This is a genomic window from Bacillus sp. ISL-39, from assembly GCF_018613295.1.
Taxonomy (GTDB): domain Bacteria; phylum Bacillota; class Bacilli; order Bacillales; family Cytobacillaceae; genus Mesobacillus.
In genome coordinates, this window is sequence record NZ_JAGGQM010000017.1 from 32,351 (window position 1) to 54,936 (window position 22,586).

The 22,586-nt window shown below is 42.1% G+C and carries 22 protein-coding genes and 1 other RNA gene; 5 read left to right on the forward strand and 18 right to left on the reverse strand.

Annotation, left to right across the window (positions count from 1 at the left end):
• Positions 1 to 491 precede the first annotated feature (491 nt).
• The 7 genes from J7E37_RS13835 to J7E37_RS13865 form a co-directional block, all read right to left on the reverse strand.
• Positions 492 to 1,634 (reverse strand): THUMP domain-containing class I SAM-dependent RNA methyltransferase, encoded by a 1,143-nt coding sequence (locus J7E37_RS13835; protein WP_215024527.1) that lies wholly within the window; start codon positions 1,632 to 1,634, stop codon positions 492 to 494.
• Positions 1,635 to 1,767: 133 nt separating this feature from the next.
• Positions 1,768 to 2,156, reverse strand: an RNA gene (gene rnpB / locus J7E37_RS13840) — RNase P RNA component class B.
• 83 nt (positions 2,157 to 2,239) lie between these two features.
• Entirely contained in the window at positions 2,240 to 2,539 is a 300-nt protein-coding gene (gene gpsB, locus J7E37_RS13845) for a cell division regulator GpsB (RefSeq protein ID WP_023627594.1), read from the reverse strand.
• Positions 2,540 to 2,653: 114 nt separating this feature from the next.
• Positions 2,654 to 3,214 (reverse strand): SLOG family protein, encoded by a 561-nt coding sequence (locus tag J7E37_RS13850; RefSeq protein ID WP_215024529.1) that lies wholly within the window; start codon positions 3,212 to 3,214, stop codon positions 2,654 to 2,656.
• Positions 3,215 to 3,490: 276 nt separating this feature from the next.
• Complete coding sequence (locus tag J7E37_RS13855) at positions 3,491 to 3,823, reverse strand: CotD family spore coat protein (RefSeq protein WP_215024532.1); 333 nt, start codon at positions 3,821 to 3,823, stop codon at positions 3,491 to 3,493.
• A gap of 387 nt (positions 3,824 to 4,210) precedes the next feature.
• Complete coding sequence (locus J7E37_RS13860; protein ID WP_215024534.1) at positions 4,211 to 5,488, reverse strand: ribonuclease H-like domain-containing protein; 1,278 nt, start codon at positions 5,486 to 5,488, stop codon at positions 4,211 to 4,213.
• A gap of 15 nt (positions 5,489 to 5,503) precedes the next feature.
• Positions 5,504 to 7,780, reverse strand: a complete 2,277-nt coding sequence (locus J7E37_RS13865; protein WP_215024536.1) for a DEAD/DEAH box helicase — start codon at positions 7,778 to 7,780, stop codon at positions 5,504 to 5,506.
• Positions 7,781 to 7,987: 207 nt separating this feature from the next.
• Here J7E37_RS13865 and J7E37_RS13870 point away from each other — a divergent pair, with 207 nt between their 5' ends.
• On the forward strand, positions 7,988 to 8,680 hold the full coding sequence (locus tag J7E37_RS13870) for a Crp/Fnr family transcriptional regulator (protein WP_215024538.1): 693 nt from the start codon (positions 7,988 to 7,990) through the stop codon (positions 8,678 to 8,680).
• Positions 8,681 to 9,020: 340 nt separating this feature from the next.
• Here J7E37_RS13870 and hcp read toward each other — a convergent pair whose 3' ends face one another.
• Positions 9,021 to 10,322 carry a hydroxylamine reductase gene (gene hcp / locus J7E37_RS13875; RefSeq protein ID WP_214781038.1) on the reverse strand — a complete coding sequence of 434 codons (1,302 nt, stop codon included), beginning with the start codon at positions 10,320 to 10,322 and terminating at the stop codon, positions 9,021 to 9,023.
• 222 nt (positions 10,323 to 10,544) lie between these two features.
• Here hcp and J7E37_RS13880 point away from each other — a divergent pair, with 222 nt between their 5' ends.
• The gene (locus J7E37_RS13880; protein ID WP_214781034.1) at positions 10,545 to 11,021 is read left to right on the forward strand and encodes an Hsp20/alpha crystallin family protein; all 477 of its coding nucleotides are present in this window, start codon (positions 10,545 to 10,547) and stop codon (positions 11,019 to 11,021) included.
• A gap of 536 nt (positions 11,022 to 11,557) precedes the next feature.
• Here the strand turns inward: J7E37_RS13880 and J7E37_RS13885 are convergent.
• Positions 11,558 to 12,133, reverse strand: coding sequence for a YppG family protein (locus J7E37_RS13885; protein WP_214781030.1), 576 nt, complete (start codon positions 12,131 to 12,133; stop codon positions 11,558 to 11,560).
• Positions 12,134 to 12,323: 190 nt separating this feature from the next.
• Between J7E37_RS13885 and J7E37_RS13890 the strand changes: the two genes are divergently transcribed.
• Entirely contained in the window at positions 12,324 to 12,521 is a 198-nt protein-coding gene (locus J7E37_RS13890) for a YppF family protein (RefSeq protein ID WP_214781027.1), read from the forward strand.
• Positions 12,522 to 12,562: 41 nt separating this feature from the next.
• On the opposite strand, the gene J7E37_RS13895 is transcribed toward J7E37_RS13890, so the two are convergent.
• From J7E37_RS13895 to J7E37_RS13905, 3 genes are all read right to left on the reverse strand, one after another.
• Complete coding sequence (locus J7E37_RS13895) at positions 12,563 to 12,946, reverse strand: YppE family protein (RefSeq protein ID WP_214781024.1); 384 nt, start codon at positions 12,944 to 12,946, stop codon at positions 12,563 to 12,565.
• A 118-nt stretch (positions 12,947 to 13,064) separates the two neighbouring features.
• Positions 13,065 to 13,319 carry a hypothetical protein gene (locus tag J7E37_RS13900; RefSeq protein WP_214781021.1) on the reverse strand — a complete coding sequence of 85 codons (255 nt, stop codon included), beginning with the start codon at positions 13,317 to 13,319 and terminating at the stop codon, positions 13,065 to 13,067.
• A 497-nt stretch (positions 13,320 to 13,816) separates the two neighbouring features.
• Positions 13,817 to 14,803 carry a DUF2515 domain-containing protein gene (locus J7E37_RS13905; RefSeq protein ID WP_215024575.1) on the reverse strand — a complete coding sequence of 329 codons (987 nt, stop codon included), beginning with the start codon at positions 14,801 to 14,803 and terminating at the stop codon, positions 13,817 to 13,819.
• Positions 14,804 to 14,929: 126 nt separating this feature from the next.
• Between J7E37_RS13905 and recU the strand changes: the two genes are divergently transcribed.
• Together recU and J7E37_RS13915 are read left to right on the forward strand one after the other, a co-directional pair.
• A complete protein-coding gene (gene recU, locus J7E37_RS13910) occupies positions 14,930 to 15,544 on the forward strand; it encodes a Holliday junction resolvase RecU (RefSeq protein WP_483297213.1) in 615 nt (204 codons plus the stop codon).
• A 31-nt stretch (positions 15,545 to 15,575) separates the two neighbouring features.
• Positions 15,576 to 18,149, forward strand: coding sequence for a penicillin-binding protein 1A (locus J7E37_RS13915; RefSeq protein ID WP_215024540.1), 2,574 nt, complete (start codon positions 15,576 to 15,578; stop codon positions 18,147 to 18,149).
• Between the two features lie 29 nt (positions 18,150 to 18,178).
• Here the strand turns inward: J7E37_RS13915 and J7E37_RS13920 are convergent, their stop codons facing one another.
• From J7E37_RS13920 to J7E37_RS13945, 6 genes are all read right to left on the reverse strand, one after another.
• Positions 18,179 to 18,556, reverse strand: a complete 378-nt coding sequence (locus tag J7E37_RS13920; protein ID WP_215024542.1) for a YpoC family protein — start codon at positions 18,554 to 18,556, stop codon at positions 18,179 to 18,181.
• Positions 18,556 to 19,206, reverse strand: coding sequence for an endonuclease III (gene nth, locus J7E37_RS13925; RefSeq protein WP_215024544.1), 651 nt, complete (start codon positions 19,204 to 19,206; stop codon positions 18,556 to 18,558). The genes J7E37_RS13920 and nth overlap by 1 nt, the downstream gene beginning before the upstream one ends.
• A gap of 301 nt (positions 19,207 to 19,507) precedes the next feature.
• Positions 19,508 to 20,215 carry a DnaD domain-containing protein gene (locus J7E37_RS13930; RefSeq protein ID WP_214781004.1) on the reverse strand — a complete coding sequence of 236 codons (708 nt, stop codon included), beginning with the start codon at positions 20,213 to 20,215 and terminating at the stop codon, positions 19,508 to 19,510.
• A 360-nt stretch (positions 20,216 to 20,575) separates the two neighbouring features.
• Positions 20,576 to 21,757 carry a pyridoxal phosphate-dependent aminotransferase gene (locus tag J7E37_RS13935; RefSeq protein ID WP_215024577.1) on the reverse strand — a complete coding sequence of 394 codons (1,182 nt, stop codon included), beginning with the start codon at positions 21,755 to 21,757 and terminating at the stop codon, positions 20,576 to 20,578.
• Between the two features lie 71 nt (positions 21,758 to 21,828).
• Complete coding sequence (locus J7E37_RS13940; RefSeq protein WP_214781001.1) at positions 21,829 to 22,314, reverse strand: cell wall elongation regulator TseB-like domain-containing protein; 486 nt, start codon at positions 22,312 to 22,314, stop codon at positions 21,829 to 21,831.
• A 70-nt stretch (positions 22,315 to 22,384) separates the two neighbouring features.
• Entirely contained in the window at positions 22,385 to 22,555 is a 171-nt protein-coding gene (locus tag J7E37_RS13945; protein WP_214780998.1) for a YpmA family protein, read from the reverse strand.
• Between the last annotated feature and the right edge of the window lie 31 nt (positions 22,556 to 22,586).

The following is a 22,586-nucleotide window of genomic DNA, read 5'->3' on the forward strand; positions in this document are numbered from 1 at the left end:
TTCATAAGAAATGCGCAAGCGCCTTGTTCAGCCCCGACAAGCGTTGGAGGGCCGCCCACTGAAGTCGTTTTTGACTTCATAGGGCGGACCGAACTCGAAAAGCGTTTGCGACTGCCCAACTCCGACAAGCTCTGGAGGGCCTGACAGTGAAGTCGCTCTTTGACTTCATTGGCGGGACCGAAGAGTCTCGAGGAGTTAGGAGCCGTAGCTAGACAAACGTCTCGAGCTGCTCAAAGCTAACGTTTTTCGCAAGATACTCGAAGAAGCCCTCTCGGGGATGAAAAAGGCGCTGAAGCTGGACACTAATCTAAGTGTAAACAGTTGGTACTTTCTTATCCTTTACGAAATACAGATATAAATGTATTTTATGATGTTCTCCCCATATTTATTCCTGTTAGTCAGCCTAGTGGTTTTTTTAGAGGCTGTTTCATCTTGCATATTTCAATTTTTCCAGAAAAAATAAAGCCTCCTGGGATACAGGAGGCTGTGTCTTATTTATCAACTCTTGGAGGGCGTTTACCCCAGTACTGATAGTAATCTGTCCGGATGAACCCATTGAACAGCTTCCGTTTCTTAGTTGCCGGCTTTCCGTACACTTGTTCAAAGTCCTCATTGGAAGTCAGGATGTAAATGGACCATGTGTCAAGCGGATCAAAAGCCTTGCCCATCTGGGTGTACATTTCTTCAACTGCTTTCTTTTCACCCAGTCGCTCCCCGTATGGTGGGTTGCCAACAATGACGCCATAGTCTTTCTTTGTCGTAAAGTCCTGGACACGCATTTGCTTGAAGGAAATCAAATCGCCAAGCCCCGCTTCAAAAGCATTCTCTTCGGCGATTTTTACCATACGATGGTCGATGTCCATGCCGCTGATGTCCAGAGGCTGATCGTATTTTGCAAGATCCTCTGATTCCATCCTTACCTCGTCCCAAACGGAATCAGGAAGAATTGGCCAGCCTTCTGATACAAATTCTCTGTTAAAGCCTGGTGCAATATTTTGACCAATTAATGCAGCTTCAATCGGAATCGTTCCAGACCCGCAGAACGGATCGACAAAGGGCTTGTCCGGATTCCAATTGGTCAGCATGATCAGGGCAGCTGCAAGGGTCTCCTTCAATGGAGCCTCCCCCTGGCCAGTCCTGTAACCGCGCTTATGAAGGCCGCTTCCGCTGGTGTCTATTGTCAGTGTTACGACATCCTTCAGGAGGGCAACTTCTATTTTGAACAATGGCCCGTTCTCTTCAAACCATGTTGTTGTTTTGTATGACTTTCTCATTCGCTCAACAATAGCTTTCTTAACGATTGCCTGGCAATCCGATACACTGAAAAGCTTGGATTTCACTGACTTGCCCGAAACAGGAAATTCAGCATTCTCCGGTAAAAAATCCTCCCATGGGAGAGCCTTCGTTTTTTCAAATAATTCGTCAAAAGTATAAGCCTTGAATTCGCCGATTTTGATCTTAATTCGGTCAGCGGTTCGGAGCCACATATTGCTTCTGGCTATCGCCCTGGCGTCCCCTTTATAAATGATCTTACCGTTTTCCACCTGACATTCGTACCCTAAGTCACGGACTTCCTTTGCGACAATTGCTTCAAGACCCATAGCAGAGGTTGCGATTATATCAAAATTCTTCATCGTTTCACCCTTTATATCCAATATCTTATGTACTCCATTATTAAGTTTGCCCAATAGACTTAATATACATAAAAAAAGCTCTCCTGGCAAAAGGAGAGCTTTAGTAAACACTCATACAAATCCATTAATAACGTTCTGTAAGCCATGTTTTGTACCTTTGTACTGCAAACGACCAAAAGTCTCGTACTCCGGCGGTAATCATCTATCTACAGATGAGAACTCATCTGTCCTTCCCTTTGTTCAGTTCCTCCAGGAAGATGCCCCTACCATCGTTTGGGTTTCTCGCTCGTGGGGTTTACCTCGTTCCACCCTTCCGATTTCTCGAAAGGCTCCGTCACTGTGGCACTTTTACAGGTATTCATGCCATATCGTTGCCGACTTAGGCATTTTCCCGGCCGTCAGCCGAGCGTGAGCCCGACTGCCCTGGCTTATGAATTGGCCAGGCACGAACACTACAGGCATCTCAGCCTGTGCGAGCATGGACTTTCCTCTGCAGCAGAACTGCAGCGATTACCCGAACGTTATTAACAGCTACAAGAAACATTATATGAAATATAGGTTTGAAAAGCAATGGTAATACATTTCAAAAACTAGCAAATGCTGGATTAATCGTAAAGTTTATCCCCAAAAACATGCTTTTCCAGATTCGAAAGCCTTTTAAGGATATCGAAATTCGTTGTGCCGGCCGCCTGTGTGCTTGGTCGGCGTGAAGCTTCATCAAGTTGCTTTTTCAGGCGAAGATTGTCCTGTTGGAGCTCCTCGATCTCCTGCTGCATAACTTCATAGTCCTTGATAATCATATCAAGAAACTTATCGACATCTTCTGGTTTGTAACCACGCATTGCTGTTTTGAATTCTTTTTCTAAAATATCTTTAGCAGTCAACTGTATTTTATCGGATAGCATTCCATTCACCTCAATATACCCCAATCGTCACATTTATTTTTTCAAAAACAAGGGGATTTGTCAATTTTTCTTTTAATAAACTTATTTATGTGGTTCTGCAGGAAATATTTATGGTTAAAAACCCTGCTGTTTCAATTGTTCCTCTTCAACCGCCATTTGTAGATCGTACAATGTGATTAATCTTATATCATAATCGTTTGCTTCTTGGAATTTTTTTGCTGTTTCATATATAAATTTTGGACTGCCTTCTTTTTCAGGATCATATAGCAGGACCAACAAGTCGCTTTTCTCTATAAAAAATTGATTCTTCAACCTGAATTGCCACGGTCTTTCGTATGGCTTTTTAGTGATGGAATCAACATGGTCAGCGCCAGCAATCACTGATTCATACCACTCCTTATTGGCCTCTTTCCAAGTTTCCTCCTGATTCAGAAAAGGAGTGAATACAGAAAGTTTAAGTTCGGGATATTCTTCCTGGAGCTCGAATACAGCCTCACCAGCCCATAATTCAACACCGAGCTGTCCACTTATCATCACCCATTCAAGTCCTTCCTCAATTAAAGGGATCAAGTTCTTCTTTATCGCCATTTTTATGTATTCAGCTGACGGATGATCATGCTGGAATACGCCAAGTTCAAAAGGTTTATAACCAGATATCGCAGCTACTTTTACCATATAATCTCCTTTGAAACATTGATTATAAATAAATCCATATTGAAGGTATTCCCTTTTAGCAGTAAATATTACACCTGAAATTTTCAAAAATAGCTATTTACAAACCGATTGTACTTTCTAAACATATTTTTGCTTCCACAGTCTTATAAGCGTCAGGGCTCATTTCAAGGAGACTTCTACACATGTAATGAAATACTTTACTCTTGATTGACCAAGTAACTGTCTTCGAAAAGAGCTAAAAAAACAAGGGCTGCAAGAGCCCTTGTTGAAGTCATTTTATCGGCCAAATCCTGGACCGCCAAATCCTGGTCCACCAAATCCTGGGCCGCCGAATCCTGGGCCGCCGAATCCTGGGCGAGGTCTCGGACCAACTGGAGCCACTCCGCCTGGCACCGGACCAGGTCCACCATAGTGGTTCTGATGTGTCACCTGATTAACCGTAGACTGTGTTTGCGGGAAATAATGGACGTGATCATAATTGATGTGGTTTACGTTTGTAGTATGTGTTGGATGAACATGTGGTACCACATTATTGGTAAAACTATTGTTCACACAGCACTGAGTAGGATGAACTACTGTTGGCAATACATTTGTTGGCTTGCAGTGCATAGTGCATAACTCCTTTCAATTAGACTTATTGTTTACATTATCAGCCTATGTAGAAGTGATGCGCCTTGTACTAATGAAAACACCTATTTTTCAAAAGAAATTCCCGTGCAAGCACTTAGTGAAATTCTTAGAGGAATGTGTAAAAGTTGTCCTTCAACCCGCTGAAGATCACAGCGATGAGAGTAATCACAACAAAATATAGAACTAATACCGCTTTATACATCAAACCAGCCCCGTAAAATTATATTGTTTTTTAACACCATACAATTTTACATTTTACAACGTCTAAACCATACATACAACAGGATATTACAGGTTTTAAAAGGATAAATGTTAAAATTTTGTTACAATTCAGGATTCCGTGACGAAACCTGGCATAAAACCAATTTATTTTGGCGAATTCTGCGCTTGCCCGGGAAATTCTTTTCGGGAAATCCTCAGGATTCTTTTTTCGAGCTCGCCGGTAAAAATCATGTCTTTTTTTGTTGTACCTTTTTCTTCGCGGTGTATTTCTTCAGCAAGCCGGCAATACTTCATGGCCATTTCAAGGTTTTTCTCGCGATGCTCGAAATGTTTGGCCAGCTCGATGCACGCTTCTTTCTGCTGCTTTTTCGTTCCTTGGGCTGCACTTTCTTTCCATAGCGCAACTGCTTCTTGCCATTCTTTATGCTTTTTATACTCAAAAGCAAGTGCATGCTTAGCTGAAATCGCTTCCTCATTTCCATCATCTAGAAGCCCGCTGAACGCTTGCTTCGCTTTATCCGATTCGCCAAGATAGGAAAACCAGCGTCCCACCTCGTAAGTTTCCCGCGGTGTTTGTGTACGGTCCCTTCCGAGAATCTGGAAAGTTAAATGTGTATAGAGAGTCAATAGTGACAGGATATCCGTTTCATTGTGCCTAATGACTCCCAGCAAGCCTTCAGGGTTTTTTCTCTCCAGAAAGTCAAAATAGATCATTGGTGCCAAAAAGCCAGGAATGTCATCCTTTCTTTCAAGACCTAATACTTCTTGTTCCACAATGCTTAATTTCATCCGCTCAATTTTATGCTTCCATAATCTTCTCGCTGCATGATATAAATCAAAATGGCCAAAGGAAGGCAGCTTTGGCACATGGTCACGGACAAGGGTGTGCCTCGTTTTGACCTGTGGCCAATCGAAAGCCTTGCCATTGTACGTAACCAATGTCGTGTAATCGGCATTCATTAAAAAGCTCTGGTAAAGAGCTACTTCTGCTCCCGGATTTGGCAGGATATGCTGTTTCAATTTTAGTGAATTCCCTGAAATGGACGCATGGCCAAGCAGGAAGATGGTATTGCCTGTCCCTCCCCCAAGCCCTGTTGTTTCGGTATCAAAAAATACCATGTCGGCTGGGCTGTGCCCGAATGCAGAAAGCGGATGCTTTGTCTGCTCCTTGTTCCACAGTGAAACAGCCTCCAGTAAATCGCCGAATTGGTAATGGCCGTGCTGTTGGTCAAGTGGATAACTCACTTCCCTGACAAGGCAATATTGTCCGTCAAAATAGAAGGGGGATACCTGCTCCTGCTGCCAGACATCAAGAAATGGGATTTCCGGTGTTTCTTCCGCTTTAACCGGTTCGGTCTTGGGCTTTTCAGCTCCGCTTTTTATATGCGGCTTCAGCCTGTTCAATTTATTCTTGAGACTCATATTCCCCCTCCTTCCCTACACAGCCGCTTTAAGGAATAAATTCAGTAATTTTACAACATCATTTTTTGAATGAATAGAAGATGTATCCGTTCCGATGCAGGATGGGCACCCGTCTGAACACTGGCAATTCAGGACCATTTTTTTAGTTTGGTTCAAAATTTCTTCGATTCCGGTATATATTTTTTCGCTTAACCCGATTCCACCAGGGTAGCGGTCATAAAAGAAGATAGTTGGCTTTTCATTATGGGCCGCCTTGACCTGCGGAACTACATGAACGTCAGAGGGATCGCACATTACGAATAATGGGGCGATATGTTTTAGTGCCTGAGATGTCCCAATAAGCCCTTCCTCTAGCCGGTCATGGCCGAACTCCGAAAGCTCTTTGTTCAGTGATATCCATGCTGAGCTTGTATGGAGCTCCTCTTCCGGAAGGAAAATCGGTCCTGAACCAATATTCTCATGTGTTTCAAACCGGATCTTCTTGAAAATCGTTGCCATTGCTCTGACACTGACATCTCCATAGCCGATTTCTGTTTCTTCATTGCCCCTGATTTTATCTTCTTCAAGGACGCTAAGCTGGACAGCAAGATTGGCATCGGTAAAATAATCGACATCCACTTCACGGACAAACGCCTTCTTTTCCTCCCAATCAAGCTTTTCCACCTGAAATTGTATTCCCTGGTGGAGATAAATGGCTTCTTCATGCAGCAATGTCATCGCTGAAAAAGTATCCATTTCACCAATCACCCTTACATTGGCTACATCTGACTGGTCGATGATCACCACATTTTCCTGTGATGCTGAACGCAGGCTGATATTGTGTGCCGGGAAAGCGTCATTCATCCAGAACCACTTGTCTCCGTTCTGGTGAAGGATACGCTCTTCCGTCAAATATTCAAGTATTTCCTCAATTTCAGCAGCACCAAAAGTGTCGCCTTTTTTGAAAGGCAATTCATAGGAAGCACACTTGATGTGATCGATCAGGATAATCAAATTGTCCGGGTTGATTCTCGCCGTTTCCGGACTGCGATTAAAAAAGTAAGCAGGATGCTGGATAACGTATTGATCCAGCGGGCTGGAGCTGGCCACCATGATAACAACCGATTCCCCGTGCCGGCGCCCTGCCCGTCCTGCCTGCTGCCAGGCACTCGCGATCGTTCCCGGATAACCGTTCATGATACATACCTGTAGCTGTCCGATATCGACACCAAGTTCAAGCGCATTGGTGCTGACTACTCCATATATGTCACCTGAACGGAGGCCCTTTTCAATTTCGCGCCTTTCTGTCGGAAGATAGCCGCCCCGATATCCTCTGATTGCCTTTGGACCCAGCTTGTGTTTGACCAGCTCCTGAAGATAAGTAAGCAGGATTTCGACCCTCACCCTGCTTCTAGCAAACACGATTGTCTGGATTTTATTTTTCAGAAATTCACCTGCGAGCCTCCTGGTTTCAAGCGTTGCACTTCTGCGGACATTCAGCGGAATATTGACGACTGGAGGATTATAAAATAAAAAGTGCTTCCTTCCTGAAGGAGCTCCATTATTGTCAATCAGGATCATATCCTTTTCAGTCAAACCCTCAGCCAGTTCAAGCGGATTAGCAATCGTAGCGGAAGTACAGATGAAAACAGGATCGCTTCCATAGTAATTGCAGATTCTCTTTAATCTTCTAATGACATTTGCCACATGGCTGCCGAAGACTCCCCTGTAAATATGCAATTCATCAATGACGACATACTTCAAATTTTCAAAAAGGGAAACCCATTTTGTGTGATGCGGCAGGATCGCAGAATGGAGCATGTCCGGATTTGTGATAACGATATGCCCTGCCCTCCTGACCTTCTGGCGAATATTAGACGGAGTGTCTCCGTCATATGTATAACTATTGATTGCCAGCTCCGCCTCCTGGATCAGTTCATTGATCTCACTCTTCTGGTCCTGCGCCAGGGCTTTTGTCGGGAACATATACAGCGCCCTGGCATTCGGATCATTAATGATCGATTGTAATACTGGCAGGTTATAACACAATGTTTTCCCAGAAGCAGTCGGCGTGACAGCCACAATGCTCCGCCCCTGCATGATTTGATCATAAGAGGACTTCTGATGCGTGTACAGACGGGAAATTCCCCGTCTTTCTAATGCTGCTTTTAAAATCCCGCTTAAATCTTCTGGCATTTCTTCCGTTTTGGCTTCCTTCTCTTCAATCGTATGCCAGTGGACGATGTTTTTCTTTACCGATTCACTAACCTTTAGTTCTTGCAAAATCTCTTTCATGCTTTTCCGGACTTTCATAGCGTTCACCTCGTTATTCCTATTTTACCGAATAAACGTTCGTTGCAAAAGATAAAAGTTCAATAAATCAAACTGCTATTTTTTGGAATACACCCTCTTCCATCCCTAATAATATCTATTTACCCTTTCTCGGAACAATCTGTTATGTCTTTTAAATCAGCCTTTTGTTAAAATAGAGTGGACAAACAGCTGATAGAGGTGTTTTTTTTGAATAAAAATGAGATAAAAAGAATCCTGGCTAAATTTTCTTTGTTCAGGGATCTTGATGACCATGAACTTGAGAAGATTGTCGATATATCAATTTCACGAGAATGGAAGAAAAACAGCCATATTTTCATGCAGGGCGATCCGCTTGAAAATGTGTATTTTATTAATGAAGGAAAAGTGAAGATCTATAAAAGCGATGCCAATGGCCGGGAGCAAATAGTGGCCATTTTGAAAAAAGGAGAAATGTTCCCGCACGTAGGTTTTTTCAGGAAAGGCGGATATCCAGGTTATTCCGAGGTATTGGAGCAGGCAAGTCTCGTTGTCGTGCCGATTTCGCAGTTCGAGAAAGTTTTGGTTGATAACCCTCACTTTAGCATCAAGGTATTCAAGGTACTTGGAGAAAAAATCGTTGACCTTCAAGAAAGGCTTGAAGCACAAATCCTGAACAACACATACGAACAGATCATTAAGCTTTTGATCAGGCTCGGTGAACTTCACGGAGAAAAACTGGAGAATGGCACGGTTTTGCTAAAGGCTGATTTCACAAACAAAGACCTCGCCAATATGATTGGAACGACTAGAGAAACGGTAAGCAGGACGCTGACTAAATTAAAAAAAGACGAACTGATTACTACTGATTCAAATGGGAACATAATATTGAACCATGACGTTCTGATGGATGAGCTTGTTTAATTCCGCAAACTATTTACTACTTATCAAGTTCTAAAGCCTTCCGGAAAAAGCACCATAGCTAATAAGAAAATCGGTTTAACAAGTAGTGAACCATTTGATAGCAAACTTAATTAAACGCCCGAAGCATATGCTTCGGGCGTTCTTATTCTTTGGCTGTTTTCGTAAAGATTGTTGTTAAAATCCTAAAGCCGATTTTAACGTAATGTAAGCCATTTTGCAGGTCGGTATTTAGTTTGCATGCTCTTTTCTCACAAACGAGGAAACTTTTCGAATAAAAATAGGCCCTTCAATCCTATTTTGTAGTCAATAGCAACAAAGTTGAGAAAAGAGCCTATTCTTTTTATTCAGTTTTGCTTAATCCCATCATCGTTTCCATATCTTCCTGTGCGGTTGTGATCAACTTCAGGTTGAATGTATCCTGAAGTACTTCCATCACTCCACCAGAAATGAATTCAGGCGGCTTAGGTCCAATGCGGATATCCTGAATTCCAAGACTGAACAATCCAAGCAGGATCGCTACAGCCTTTTGCTCGAACCATGAAAGGACGATACTGACAGGCAGCTCATTAACGTCACATTCAAACGCATCAGCAAGTGCCTTCGCAATTTTTACAGTGGATACAGAGTTATTGCACTGGCCAAGGTCCAAGTATCTTGGAATGTTTGTTCCAGGAACCACTCCATAATCTACATCATTGAAACGGAATTTTCCGCAAGAAGTTGTCAGGATCACAGCTTCTGGAGGGAGTGATGTCGCAAGCTCACGGTAGTATTCTCCGCCTTTACCTGGTGCGTCACAGCCTGCAATAACGAAGAAGCGCTTGATTTTACCGGCTTTTACTGCATCAATGACCTCAGGCGCCAGTCCGATCACTGTTTCATGGTGGAAGCCTGTCACTAATGTTTCTTCGGATTCCATATTGGCTTCCGGAAGCTCCAATGCTCTTTCGATCAGCATGGAGAAATCATCATTTTCAATTTTGCTCACATTCTCAAGGCCCGCAACTTCATATGTAAACATACGGTCTGCATATGAACCTTTAATTGGCATTACACAATTTGTCGTGGCCAGAATCGCTCCTGGGAATTTTTCAAACAGGCGGCGCTGGTCGAACCAGGCTTTCCCGATGTTCCCTTTTAGATGCGGATACTTCTTCAATGCTGGATAGCCATGGGCAGGAAGCATCTCGGAGTGAGTATAGATGTTGATTCCTTTTCCTTCTGTTTGCTTCAATAATTCTTCAAGCGCGAAAAGGTTGTGACCTGTTACAACGATTGCTTTTCCTTCAATCTTATTCTGGCTGACCTTGACAGGCTGCGGAATTCCAAGACGGCTGGTGTGTGCCTCATCAAGCATTTCCATCACACGTACAGCTGACTGGCCAACCTTCATTGCCATATCGATATGTTCTTGAACATTAAAGTTTGAGTTGGTTAATGTCATATATAATGCTTCATGGGTTGTAGCGTCCACAAAGGGATCTGTGAAGCCAAGCTGGTTCGCATGTGTTCTATATGCTGCAATCCCCTTCAAAGCAAAAATCATTGTATCCTGAAGACTAGCGATAGTCTCATCTTTTCCGCATACACCAACAACTTTACATCCCCCTGTTGGCGTTTGTTCACATTGGTAACAAAACATATGTGCATTCCCCTCTTCTGCGTTATTTACTTTTTCAGCATACAGAGGATGAAAATCCTGTTAAGTGACCTAAATCACACTAAATGCATTTTTCACAAAGTGTTCAAAAATTAAGGGCGAAGTGATGAAGCCTTCCAAGGTAAAAAAAATACCAATATTGAACAGGGACATTCCTGTTAACATATCCTATTATAAGAATTCCTGCAGAGGAGGATGTTCCCAATGGCAACCAACCATCCTGACCGCCCAAAAAAACATGAGGCTCTGGAACAATGGTTAAAATCTATGAATCAACTGATACAAGAGAAGCCGGTTAAAGGCATACTGCAAAGCATTGATGATTTTTTCAGACAGCCCTTTCCACATTCACCCTTCAATGTGGTACTGCATGAAACAGAAAAGGAGTATATAGTAAAAGCAGAATTGCCAGGGGTTAAGAGAGACCAAATATCTATCAATATTATTAATAACTCGCTTACCATATTGATCAATCAGACTGACGTCACTTCAGAGATCAATGATATCACCAAAACGGAGAAGCACATGGCTTCGACCCGGCGATTGAGCAGGACGATTCCCTTTTCTGTTCCTGTCAATGAAAGAAAGACCCGAGCTGCCTATCGTGACGGGCTGCTTGAAGTCAAGGTTTCTAAAAAGCAAGGCAAGAAGATTGATATTTTGTCTGAGCAGGATGAATGAAATGATAAAAATCCTTATTGAACCCTTATATAGCAGACGATTACCTCGCATAAGGGTACGATTCCTTCTTTATCGTACCCTTTTAGCAGACGGAAACCTCGCATAAGGATACGATTCCCTCTTTATCGTACCCTTATAGCAAACGAAAACCTCGCATAAGGATACGATTCCCTCTTTATCGTACCCATATAGCAGAAGAAACCCTCGCATAAGGATACGATTCCCTCTTTATCGTACCCTTATAACAGATATAAACCTTGCATAAGGTAACGATTCCCTCTTTATCGTACCCTTATAGCAGATGAAAACCTCGTATAAGGATACGATTCCCTCTTTATCGTACCCTTATAGCAGATGAAAACCTCGCATAAGGATACGATTCCCTCTTTATCGTACCCTTATAGCAGATGAAACCCTCGCATAAGGATACGGTCAACAAACAAGCAGGCTAATTAAATGGCCTGCTTGTTTTTTTGTTCCTATAGCTTTCGATTCCCCTCATAGTAGTTCAGGTATTAAGGAAATCTCCATCTTACTTAAACCTTGAACATCCCGCCAAGTCCTTTGACCAGTGAAGAAACCTGTGTCACTGCATTCATCATCTGTCCAGCCGTATCCACCATTTTGTTGACATCCAAGTTCCCATCCTGGCTCTTAAAGGAGTTCATAATCGATTGCAGGCCGGATGGCTGCTTAGGCATGAATGCATATTGCGGATAGGGATTGAAATTCTGATAATCGTTTTGTGGATTATAGTAACCGTAAATCGGGTCACCCTCAGGCTCAAGGGGATTCTGGAAAAGCATTTTGGAATAGTCATTCTTGTTCCCGGCCATTTGAATAGGCTGATTCCAAGAGCCATTTCCCTGCATATACGGGTTCATTGGATATCCCTGCTGCATATATGGGTTCACCGGGTTTTCCTGCTGTATATATTGGTTAGGCCAGTTTCCTGGCGACGCATTCCAATGTAGAGCGTTATATTGTTGAGGGTATGGCTGCTGCCGGTTCAAACCTTGATTATTCACGTTTACAAAGTTCGGATCTAAATTATATTGGTTTTCCCACCATTGTGGATGACTGGCATTCGTCTTATTTCTGCGGCCAAACATGGCGAACATCCTCCTCCAGGTTTTCATTACGATATTATATGTTATGGCCGCCCAGTTGGTGATAATGCTGGAAGGTGCTTCCGGTTTTGTCTAATGATGAAATATGTTGTCGGAAGTTTCAATTTTTGAAAAATAAATGACAATTGGATTTTCGTGATACGATTATTTCAAATGATGGAGGAGGATGAATATGAACGTTCACGAACTGAAAAATCTTTTTGCCGAGACAAAAGCATATACTCCTGAACATGTAAATGAATTGCTTGATTTCACTAAAAAATCGTACATTCAAAATGAAATTACCATTTTAGAATACCGGAACCTGGTTCGTGAGCTGGAGTTGCAAGGAGCCGTCATTCCTGAGGAACAGAAAGAAATATCCATCTAAACAGATCGAAGCACCAGTTCAGAACTGGTGCTTCTTTATTTTCAGCTGCCTGGCTGACCGGAATCTTCTTCAATGGCAATAATCATGCTGTTTAAAATGAATTCGACCGACTGTAATTGATCGAGGAACCTCTTCTTGCTTGTTTCAGGAAAAAAAGCCTGAACAGAGATGACTTCCAAATAATCAGCCGCTGTTTCGATTTGATTAGCGTGGAGGTTCTTTGGTCTGTTATCCCTTACCCATTTAGCGGCAGATTCTCTCCAGGCATCCGCTGCTATTTTTACCTCATCAGCAAATGGCTTTACTTCCGAATAAAAGTCGCCCCTGATTCCCTTTTCCTTAGAATATTGAAATTTTTTATGGGCTGTATCCACATTTACCAGCAATTTCCGGGACAATGTAAGAATACTATTTTCCAATTCCATGTTCATCACACTTTCTTAAAATCTATTTTAGTTTCGCTATTGTGTCTCGTTGATTCAGTAATACAAAAAAGTAGCCTTCTTTTAAAAAGCTACTTAGTTGAATCTATTCTATTATAAATTAAAAACTCAATTCAAGTTTTAAAGATGTATGTTCAGGCTTGGCATGCAAGGCTGGGGTCATCGGCTGGGGCAGTTTAGCTTCCATTTTTTCTAAAAGAATGCTGGTTTCTGCTAAATGCATGGAATGGGTCCCATACATTGTCTTTCGGATTTCCGTCAATGAATCATGCAGGTTAATATCTGTCACTTCAAGGCTATGGGCCATGTCAGTCAACATCCCTAAAATCTCATCTTTTTCAATTCCTGGTCTCATCGGACATCTCTCCTTACTATAGTAACTTTTTGGGCTGGCAGAACCGATCTCACTGCATGTCAAAGAATCTGATACGGAAATAAAGGAACTTTACTTGTAAATTCTATTTTTGGCTGAAACCTCCTTCCACGTTGACAAAACTAGAAGGAATTCGCCAAACAAAGTGCTTTTCAGCAACAATCTATCCAGCCTTCGACATGCAATTGCCGAATGAAAAACCAGCAAATGAACAAACTAATCTCGGGAGGTGTTCAAATGAATAAAAAACAACAGAAAACTGCACAGCAGCCTGGTAAAACCGCTGAGAAGAAAACAGGATATGGCGACAAAAAATTAGAAGGACCTAACCGTCCAGCAGAATGAACCAAAAAGCGTAAGCGACTCGTTCAGCCCCGACAAGAGACTCAAGGATGCCGACTTGGGAATGAAAACCGGCTGGGCGCTGGAGCTGGATTAAGAAACAAAAAGCAAGGAGCTCCCTTGCTTTTTTGTTTTGTTCATTCCGGTGTGAATAACTCCTTCAGCGAAATCAAAGCATGTAATTGTTTTTGTTTTTTTTTGTACCATCCGGTCAAGTGGACAGGATGCCTGTGATTGATTTCCTGGCTGAACCATTTTTGGTGATATCCCCTCTCTTTATACCAATCACCTTGCTCGTGGAAATGATGCTGAATAATTGGGTATGTACAGCGAAGGAATGGAGTGTCTCTTTTTTTAACACAAGGAAAGTACTGTTCATAATCATGCCTTGAAGCAGTATGTTCCGTATTCACAGCAAATTCCAAAAATAAAGGATAGTAACGGTTGTCAAACAATATTGATGCAAGCCGCTTTCCAAGGTTAATTCTTTTGCTGACAGATTTGAATCCATTCACACTTGCCCCGTAAAGTTCTCCCTCGCACGTCGGAAAAAGGACTGTGCTGAAATGAAGATAATCTTCGAAGGAAAACATCAAGGTATTGAATACTCGCTTTTTATATAGTGGATGCCTTATAACAGGATTATGAATCACGTTTTGTTCATTTATGATCAAAGCAGTCAATAGCCTCTTCTTATCTCCATGCTCCCAAAATATCTGCCATTCCCTTTCCATAAAAGACGAAACATCCAGGAATTTCAGCAAGTGAAACATTGGTGAGCTTTTTTTCGTCGAATAGGAGTATAAAAGGAGCTGAGAATAGGCATCGCGATAGATCAGCCAATTCGCCCTTTCATATGTTAGGAACAAACGCTGGCGGATTGGAGGATCCAGAAACTTGGGGAACCAGTCTCCCTCCAGGTCGCACATATTATATCCGCCATTTCTTGAAACCATGCTGGCCAGGAATGACCAGATCATTTCTGGATATTCCAGATAGAAATCCAGATATGCTCTTGTTCTTGAGATATTATCTAAATTCTTGTCATGTGTTTCCTGTCTGATTTTTTGTAGAACTTCTGCTTCATCGTCAGTCGGTTGGTCAAATTGAGGATTTTGGGTTATTGACACACCTTTTCTCTTCCTTTTCAATAGGTTCTTTATAGGGTGAATTGAAATGAGGCTTTTTATTCAACCAAAGTCCGTTGATATTTGGTATGATATAGAGTAGTCTGCGAGGTGGTAAGCTTGATATTCAATTATCCAAATGGAAAGAAATATACTCCAAACACAAGTAATGAGCCGGCAAAGAAAGCCCGGGTGCAAAAAAACTCAGCCTATAGCAACAGAGGGATGACATTGGAGGAGGACCTGAATGAAACGAACTCCTACTATCTTGATCGTGGCATAGCGGTAATCCATAAAAAACCGACACCCGTTCAAATCGTTAATGTGGATTATCCGCGCAGGAGTGCAGCAGTTATAAAAGAGGCATACTTTAAACAAGCTTCTACTACAGACTATAATGGGGTTTACAAGGGGAAATACATTGATTTTGAAGCGAAAGAGACAAAGTTTTCAACATCTTTTCCTTTGAAAAACTTTCACGGACACCAGATAGTCCATATGAAAGCCGTACTTGATCAAGAAGGCATATGTTTTGTGATTCTCCGCTTCTCCACCGAAGAAGAGATCTATCTGCTCGAAGCCAGCCATTTACTTAATTTTTGGGAACGAATGATAGCTGGCGGCAGGAAGTCAATCACAAAGGAAGAGGTCATGAAAGTGGGCCATCAGATCCCCCTTGGCCTTCATCCAAGGATTGACTATATAAAGATTATCGATTATCTTTATAAACTTAGTTAGTTTTTTATTGCGAGAAAGGAATGAACTATATATGGCACAAAAACCTCAAACTAGAGAGGAGCGACGAAGACAGCAGGCGGCCAAGAATAAAAAACCCCAAGGCAAGAAAGCGAATAAAGGATTGTTCAAGAAAATTTTCCTGACGCTGATCGCCCTTGGCATCATTGGCATGCTGACTGGAATCGCCACCTTTGCATTCATGATACAGGATACGCCGAAACTTGATGAATCCCTGCTAAAAGATCCGATATCTTCTAAGATTTATGATAAAGACAAGAAGCTCGTAACAGAAGTAGGCTCCCAGAACAGGGATTATGTTGCTTATGAAGATATACCAAAACTAGTTGAAAATGCCTTTTTAGCAACAGAGGATGTCAGATTCTATAAACATAATGGTATAGACGTCATCCGCCTTGGAGGAGCTGTTATAGCAAATATAACTGAGGGCTTTGGTTCCGAAGGTGCTTCTACCATCACTCAGCAGGTTGTCAAAAACTACTTCCTCGGCTTTGAAAAAACGATTTCAAGGAAGGCGCAGGAAGCATGGCTTGCATACCAGTTGGAACAGAAATATACGAAAGAACAAATCTTTGAAATGTATGTAAATAAAATTTATATGTCAGAAAATATGCACGGTGTCCTGACTGCATCAAAGACATACTTTGGCAAAGATGATTTAAGTGAGCTTGAGCTTCATGAAGCAGCCCTGCTTGCAGGTATGCCTCAGAGCCCTAATAATTACAATCCTTTTACGAATCCTGAAAAAGCGGAGCAGCGAAGGAACACTGTATTATTGCTGATGCATCAGCATGGCTTCATTTCAAAGGAAGAGAAAGAAAACGCACAAAAGATTCCAGTTGAATCCAGCCTCGTTAAGGAAGAAAACAGGAAGAATAAGAATGAAGAACCATTCGATGCCTTTGTTGACATGGTGATCGAAGAGGTTACGGAAAAAACCGATTTTGATATCTTTTCCGATGGACTTGAAATTTATACAACCCTTGATCAAAATGCACAGAAACATGTGGAAAATATCCTGAATACAGATGCTGCTGTACAATTCCCTAATGAGGAAATGCAGGCTGGTATCACACTGCTTGATACAAAAACAGGGGAAATACGCGCAATTGGCGGCGGCCGAAACCAACAAGTCAAGCGAGGCTTGAATTACGCAATTGATGTTAAAAGACAGCCCGGGTCAACGATTAAGCCAATCCTGGACTACGGCCCTGCAATAGAGCATTTGCAATGGGGTACCTATCATATGCTTGAAGATAAGCCTATGACCTATTCAAATGGCCAGCCAATCGGCAACTGGAATGACAAGTATAATGGCATCATGACAATGAGAAATGCCCTGGCAAAATCAATTAACATCCCTGCCCTGCAGGCATTCCAGGCTGTAGGTGCTCAAAAAGCCAGAGAGTTTGGAGTCAATCTTGGGTTGACTTTAAAAGACCCTATATATGAATCTGCTTCAATCGGAGCCCATGATATTGCACCGATCGAAATGGCAGGCGCGTATGCGGCTTTTGGAAACAACGGTTTCTTTACAGAGCCATACTCGGTTAAAAAGGTAGTCCTGCGTGACAAGACTGAAATCGATTTGACTCCAGAGACTGAAGTCGTCATGAAAGATTATACTGCTTTTATGATTTCGGATATGCTTAAAACTGCAATCAAGCAAGGTACCGGTGCAACTTATGCAAATATCTCCAACCTTCATGTTGCGGGAAAAACAGGTACAACAAACTACACGCAAGATGAAATCAATGATTGGGGAATTAAAAAAGGCGGTGTCCCTGATTCCTGGTTTGTAGGCTATACAACAAGGTATACTGCTTCCGTATGGACCGGCTACAAAGACAGAAAAACTGCACTTTACGGTACAGAACAGAAAATCTCACAAATGCTTTTCAAGGATCTAATGTCATATGTATCTAAAGATGCAGATACTCCGGACTTTACCGTGCCAAAAAGTGTAGAAAGAGTTAAGATCGAAAAAGGCACGATGCCTGCAAAGCTAGCGAGTGAATATACTCCGAAGGATGAAATCCTTTATGAGTGGGCTGTTAAGGGCAATGTGCCAAAGGAAACTTCAAAGAAATTCGAAAAGCTTGAAACTCCTTCAAAGCTTGAAGCAAAATACGATGAAGCGAAAAATGAAATCATCCTAAGCTGGGAATTTGAACAGGAGAATAAAGGAGATATTCAATTCGAGGTTACCGCATCCCTTGATGAAGGTCCTGAACAAAAATTGACCACGACAGCTGAGACAGGCTTGAAAATCGCCAATGCGGTTCCGGGCGGAATCTATTCATTCAAAGTCACAGCGATACGTGGAGAACAGCGATCTGATCCAGCCACTCTGAAAGTCGAAGTTCCAAAACCACTCCTGCCAGAACAGGAAGATGGCGAGAATGAAGAAGAAGAGAATGATGAAGGAAATGGAAATGGAAACGGCAATGGAAATGGAAATGGAAATGGAAATGGAAACGCTGATGGCACTGGTGATGGTGATGATACTGGCGATGGTGATAGTGCTGGAAACGGCGATGAAAATAATGACGACGGTGGGGATGGGAATAATCCCCCTGGAACATAAACCTTACTCAAAAAAACAAACGTCCTGAATCAGTCAGGACGTTTGTTTTTTGATTTGTTTAATATTGCTTGTTTAGCAAACTGCTTTTCCTGTTCTACGAACAATTCAGCAAGCTGTTTATAAGAATGAAAGAGTTTTGGTCTAGATACAATGAAATCAAGTCTTTCTTCTGCATTCACCGGTTTGATTTTACAATCCTTAATCGAATGCATATCCTGATTCAGGCTGTTTGAAAGAATAAGGAACTGTTCAAATAGCAGGATCGCCCTCTTCATCAAAGGCTCTGCCAAATCGCTTTCCCTGTTCCTGAAGTGAGCGGCTAACTTGTCCTTACACTGATTCCACTCACTGAGAAGTCTTTCCACTGCCATGTCGCGATCCTGCGAGAAAGTATCTATTCTATCCATTACGCTTTTGCTCTCATCCTTTTCTTGCCCTCTCTGCATATCTCCAGCAAAGGACATGTTTCACACTTGGGGTTTTGCGCTTTACAATGGTACCGTCCAAAAAAGATCATCCTGTGATGCGTGATTGACCATTCTTCCTCAGGAACCTTTTTCATCAGAGTCTTTTCAACCTCAAGAACTGAATCCTTCCAGCGGCAAAAAGCCAGACGCTTGCTCACCCGCTCTACATGTGTATCAACTGCAATGGCTGGTACTCCAAATGCTACTGAAACAACAACGTTTGCAGTTTTACGCCCAACACCAGGAAGCTTTGTCAATTCATCCCTGTCCCGCGGTACTTCTCCGCCATACTCATCTATAATCATCCTGCAAAGCTTCTGGATATTCTTCGACTTATTTCGATATAATCCAATTGAGCGGATGTCCTGCTGAAGTTCTTCCAATGAAACACTCAAAAAATCCTCAGGAGTTTTGTATTTTTGGAATAAGTTTTTTGTCACCTTGTTCACAAGTGCATCAGTGCACTGCGCAGATAGGGCGACAGCAATCACCAGCTCAAAGGGATTCGAGTGAACAAGCTCACAGTGCGCATGAGGGAACATCCTCCCCATTTCATCTAGAGAAAACCTAATCTGTTGTTTATTTAGCATGTCTATCACCACTTTTCTATATTTGACCTTCCGAAATTTAAATGTCCCTTAAGTTCACACTGCTGAATCGGGCCATTCAAATTAAAAGGCTATTCTCGCAAAGATGTTGTTAAAATCCTAAAGCCGATTTTAACGTGATTAAAAGCCATCTTGTAGTTCAAATAAGTGTGCAAGCTCTTTCCTCATAATTAGCTTTATTTTAAACATAGGCCATTCAATCCTATTTTGCAGTCATTAGCAACAAAGTTTGAGAAAAGAGCCAATTAAAAAAAGAGAGAATGGATGAATTCTCTCGTTACAATTATTGTTCAAGCCAGTTATAAAACGGAACAGGATTCGCAGAAACTTTAGGTTCTTCCTTCCCTGTCTTTTGCGTACTCTGATGCTGCCTGAATTTCCTTCCATAACTTTTTGCTTGTTCAATTGTCTTGATTCCATTCTTCTTCCATTCAAAAAGAATCCGGTCTATGTACCGAAAATTCAATTTGCCAGAGATGACAGCTTCTCTTAACGCAGCTTTAATGATGATTGGATCATGGTGATCATCGTCCATCCACATTGCCAGTGACTCACATTCAAATGGTGATAACGGCCGGCCGAATTCCCTTTCAAACGTTGTATATAAATCCGTCTCTTGCTTTTGGTCCAGAACCTCTTTTTCCTGTTTCCGCTTGAGCATAAACTGATCGAACAGCTTTTCCCATAGCGGTTCCAGTGAATATTTTTCATATCTGATTCCGTCCGTGGAGTTCCCGTCGCTTATCGATATAAACCCTCTTTGAATCAGTGCTCGGAGCAAATCGGTACATTCGAAAGCCGATATCGTCATGCGGGCTGCAAGTTCCGTAGGCGTAGGAAATTCATTTCCTTTTTCAGAAAAATAGAATACATGAAGTAGTAGTGCCAATTCTTGTTCGTTCAATCTCATTTCTTTGTACTGCGTAAGCAATACAGCTGGAATTGTAACATTCCCCTCTTTCAGCCAATCTAACAAATCTGCTTTTTTCATTCCGGACACCTCTTTTCATAGTATAGCATGAACAAGCCCGGCTGGTAATAAAATAGAAAAAGATTAAAAAGGGAAATTAGTCGAAAAATAGCGAAAAGAAAAAAAGCGCAAGCGCCTCGTTCAGCCCCGACAAGCGCTGTCCGCCAAAAAGCGCCACGTCTGGAGCTGGAATATGAATCCTATGGAAAGTAACAAATTCCTTCTAAAAAACAAAACAAAAGGCCTTTCAATATACGGGCCTTTTGTTTTTTAAATACACCTCTGAAACAGATATTATTATTGATTAGGACGGTTCAGCAACCTAGGGAATAGAATTCGATTCACGTTCATGTTCTAACCCGCTGATCCACGCTGCCTGATTTAAACCCGGCTTTCAATGAACTTATGGATCCTGCTGACAGCTTCCTCCAGCTGGTCAAGGGAGGTTGCATATGATAGTCGCATATAGTCTGGAGCTCCAAATCCAGAGCCAGGAACAACCGCAACATTGGCTTCTGTAAGCAACACTTCTGCAAACTCATCTACATCCTTGCAGCCTGACATCAGTGCTGCTTCTTTTGCATTCGGGAACAGGTAAAACGCTCCCTGTGGCTTAATGCAGTTGATCCCTGGAATGTCGTTCAGTTTTCCATGGATGATTTCCAGCCTATTTTCAAACGCTGAACGCATTGTTTCCACGGCATCCTGTTCTCCTGCATATGCAGCTATGGTTGCATACTGTGCCGGAGTAGTCGGATTTGACGTGCTGTGGCTTGCCAGGTCGGTCATTGCCTTGATGATTCCGCTGTCACCTGCTGCGTAGCCAATTCTCCATCCTGTCATTGAATGGGATTTGGAAACACCATTAATGATGACGGTCTGCTTTTTCAGATCTGCTGAAAGCTGGGCAATCGAGAAATGTTCAGCATCTCCATAAATTAATTTTTCATAGATTTCATCCGAAATGATCAGGATGCCCTTTTCCAGGCAGACTTCTCCAAGGGCCTGCAATTCCTCTTGAGAATAAACCATCCCGGTAGGGTTGCTAGGAGAATTGATGATCACTGCCTTTGTCTTTTCTGTGACCTTCTCCTTCAATTGATCCGGAGTAATCTTGAAATTGTTCTGCTCCAGTCCCTCGACGTAAACCGGATTCCCGCCTGCAAGCTTGACCTGCTCTGGGTAACTGACCCAGTAAGGAATCGGAATGATGACTTCATCTCCCTCATTGAGCAATACCTGAAAAAGTGTGTACAAACCATGCTTAGCTCCACTAGTCACAATGATTTCATTCTGCTGATAGTCAAGTCCTTGATCTTTTTTTAACTTAGCTGCGATTTCCTTTTTCAAATCTGGAAGTCCGCCAGATGGTGTATACTTTGTGAAGCCCTCATTCATTGACTTTACAGCAGCATCGATAATATGCTGCGGCGTGTTGAAGTCTGGTTCTCCTGCTCCGAGTCCAATCACGTCTTTCCCTTGCGCTTTCAATTCTTTTGCTTTTGCGGTAATTGCCAAAGTTGATGAAGGAGTGAGCGCTCCCACTCTGCTGGCTAACTGGATCTCCATCCCTTTACCTCCTATGTTTTTTTACATGTATGACGTCCTGTAAACTCCAAAATTTTCCACAGGACTTACAAATTATCAATAGCCCTGAGTTTTTCCCCCGTATCAAAATCGACATAATAATAATTGATTGTGTCGCTGTTGTTTCGGTAAAAGATTTCCCATGCGGGCCTGTCCGTCTTTTGTATTCTGGCCATACCGAGCCTTACTTCAATGATTTCATTCGGATTTTTTTCCTGATATAGTTTATTTAAAGCCTCTTTTTTCGTGATACCATTTTTAGCATTTCTTGTGATAACTTCGCTGTTTTTTTCATTGATCCATACATAAACAGCTTCTTCTTTGGCATTTTTTCCGGTCATCACATAATACGTTTCTTCTCCGCTGTACAAACTGAAGTTTGTGAAATCGGTAAGGTTTGTTTCCTTTAACGCAATTTGTACAGCCTCTTTTTCTGCTGCCTTGACTGGCTCAACAGCGTTTAAGTATACATTGATCAGAATCCCCGTTATTGTAGCAATAATGAGAATGCTGAAAAATATCCATTTCTTCACATGTATCCCTTCTTTATGTATGCTCTTTTCTGCTTAACAAAACAGCAGGTCATGCCAATTACTCTTAATATCATGTTCGGTAAATGGTGAAAACTGCTATTTCTTTATCATCCTGATCCAGTGCAAGACCGAACATAAGATCATCACGCTTCAATGTCCTGTTAAGGGCATCTACTATTTTATATAAATCAGGACTATTCTGGACTTTCACGGTTGAGACTACTTCAATTTTGCTTTCCACGACTGTTCCCTCTCCTCTAACACAATTTTTG

Excerpts from the sequence above, each read along its gene's own strand:
- J7E37_RS13835 (WP_215024527.1), bottom strand. The coding sequence starts at position 1,634 with ATGAAGAATTTTGATATAATCGCAACCTCTGCTATGGGTCTTGAAGCA.
- gpsB (WP_023627594.1), bottom strand. The coding sequence starts at position 2,539 with ATGCTATCCGATAAAATACAGTTGACTGCTAAAGATATTTTAGAAAAA.
- J7E37_RS13850 (WP_215024529.1), bottom strand. The coding sequence starts at position 3,214 with ATGGTAAAAGTAGCTGCGATATCTGGTTATAAACCTTTTGAACTTGGC.
- J7E37_RS13855 (WP_215024532.1), bottom strand. The coding sequence starts at position 3,823 with ATGCACTGCAAGCCAACAAATGTATTGCCAACAGTAGTTCATCCTACT.
- J7E37_RS13860 (WP_215024534.1), bottom strand. The coding sequence starts at position 5,488 with ATGAGTCTCAAGAATAAATTGAACAGGCTGAAGCCGCATATAAAAAGC.
- J7E37_RS13865 (WP_215024536.1), bottom strand. The coding sequence starts at position 7,780 with ATGAAAGTCCGGAAAAGCATGAAAGAGATTTTGCAAGAACTAAAGGTT.
- hcp (WP_214781038.1), bottom strand. The coding sequence starts at position 10,322 with ATGTTTTGTTACCAATGTGAACAAACGCCAACAGGGGGATGTAAAGTT.
- J7E37_RS13880 (WP_214781034.1), top strand. The coding sequence starts at position 10,545 with ATGGCAACCAACCATCCTGACCGCCCAAAAAAACATGAGGCTCTGGAA.
- J7E37_RS13885 (WP_214781030.1), bottom strand. The coding sequence starts at position 12,133 with ATGTTTGGCCGCAGAAATAAGACGAATGCCAGTCATCCACAATGGTGG.
- J7E37_RS13890 (WP_214781027.1), top strand. The coding sequence starts at position 12,324 with ATGAACGTTCACGAACTGAAAAATCTTTTTGCCGAGACAAAAGCATAT.
- J7E37_RS13895 (WP_214781024.1), bottom strand. The coding sequence starts at position 12,946 with ATGGAATTGGAAAATAGTATTCTTACATTGTCCCGGAAATTGCTGGTA.
- J7E37_RS13900 (WP_214781021.1), bottom strand. The coding sequence starts at position 13,319 with ATGAGACCAGGAATTGAAAAAGATGAGATTTTAGGGATGTTGACTGAC.
- J7E37_RS13915 (WP_215024540.1), top strand. The coding sequence starts at position 15,576 with ATGGCACAAAAACCTCAAACTAGAGAGGAGCGACGAAGACAGCAGGCG.
- J7E37_RS13920 (WP_215024542.1), bottom strand. The coding sequence starts at position 18,556 with ATGGATAGAATAGATACTTTCTCGCAGGATCGCGACATGGCAGTGGAA.
- nth (WP_215024544.1), bottom strand. The coding sequence starts at position 19,206 with ATGCTAAATAAACAACAGATTAGGTTTTCTCTAGATGAAATGGGGAGG.
- J7E37_RS13930 (WP_214781004.1), bottom strand. The coding sequence starts at position 20,215 with ATGAAAAAAGCAGATTTGTTAGATTGGCTGAAAGAGGGGAATGTTACA.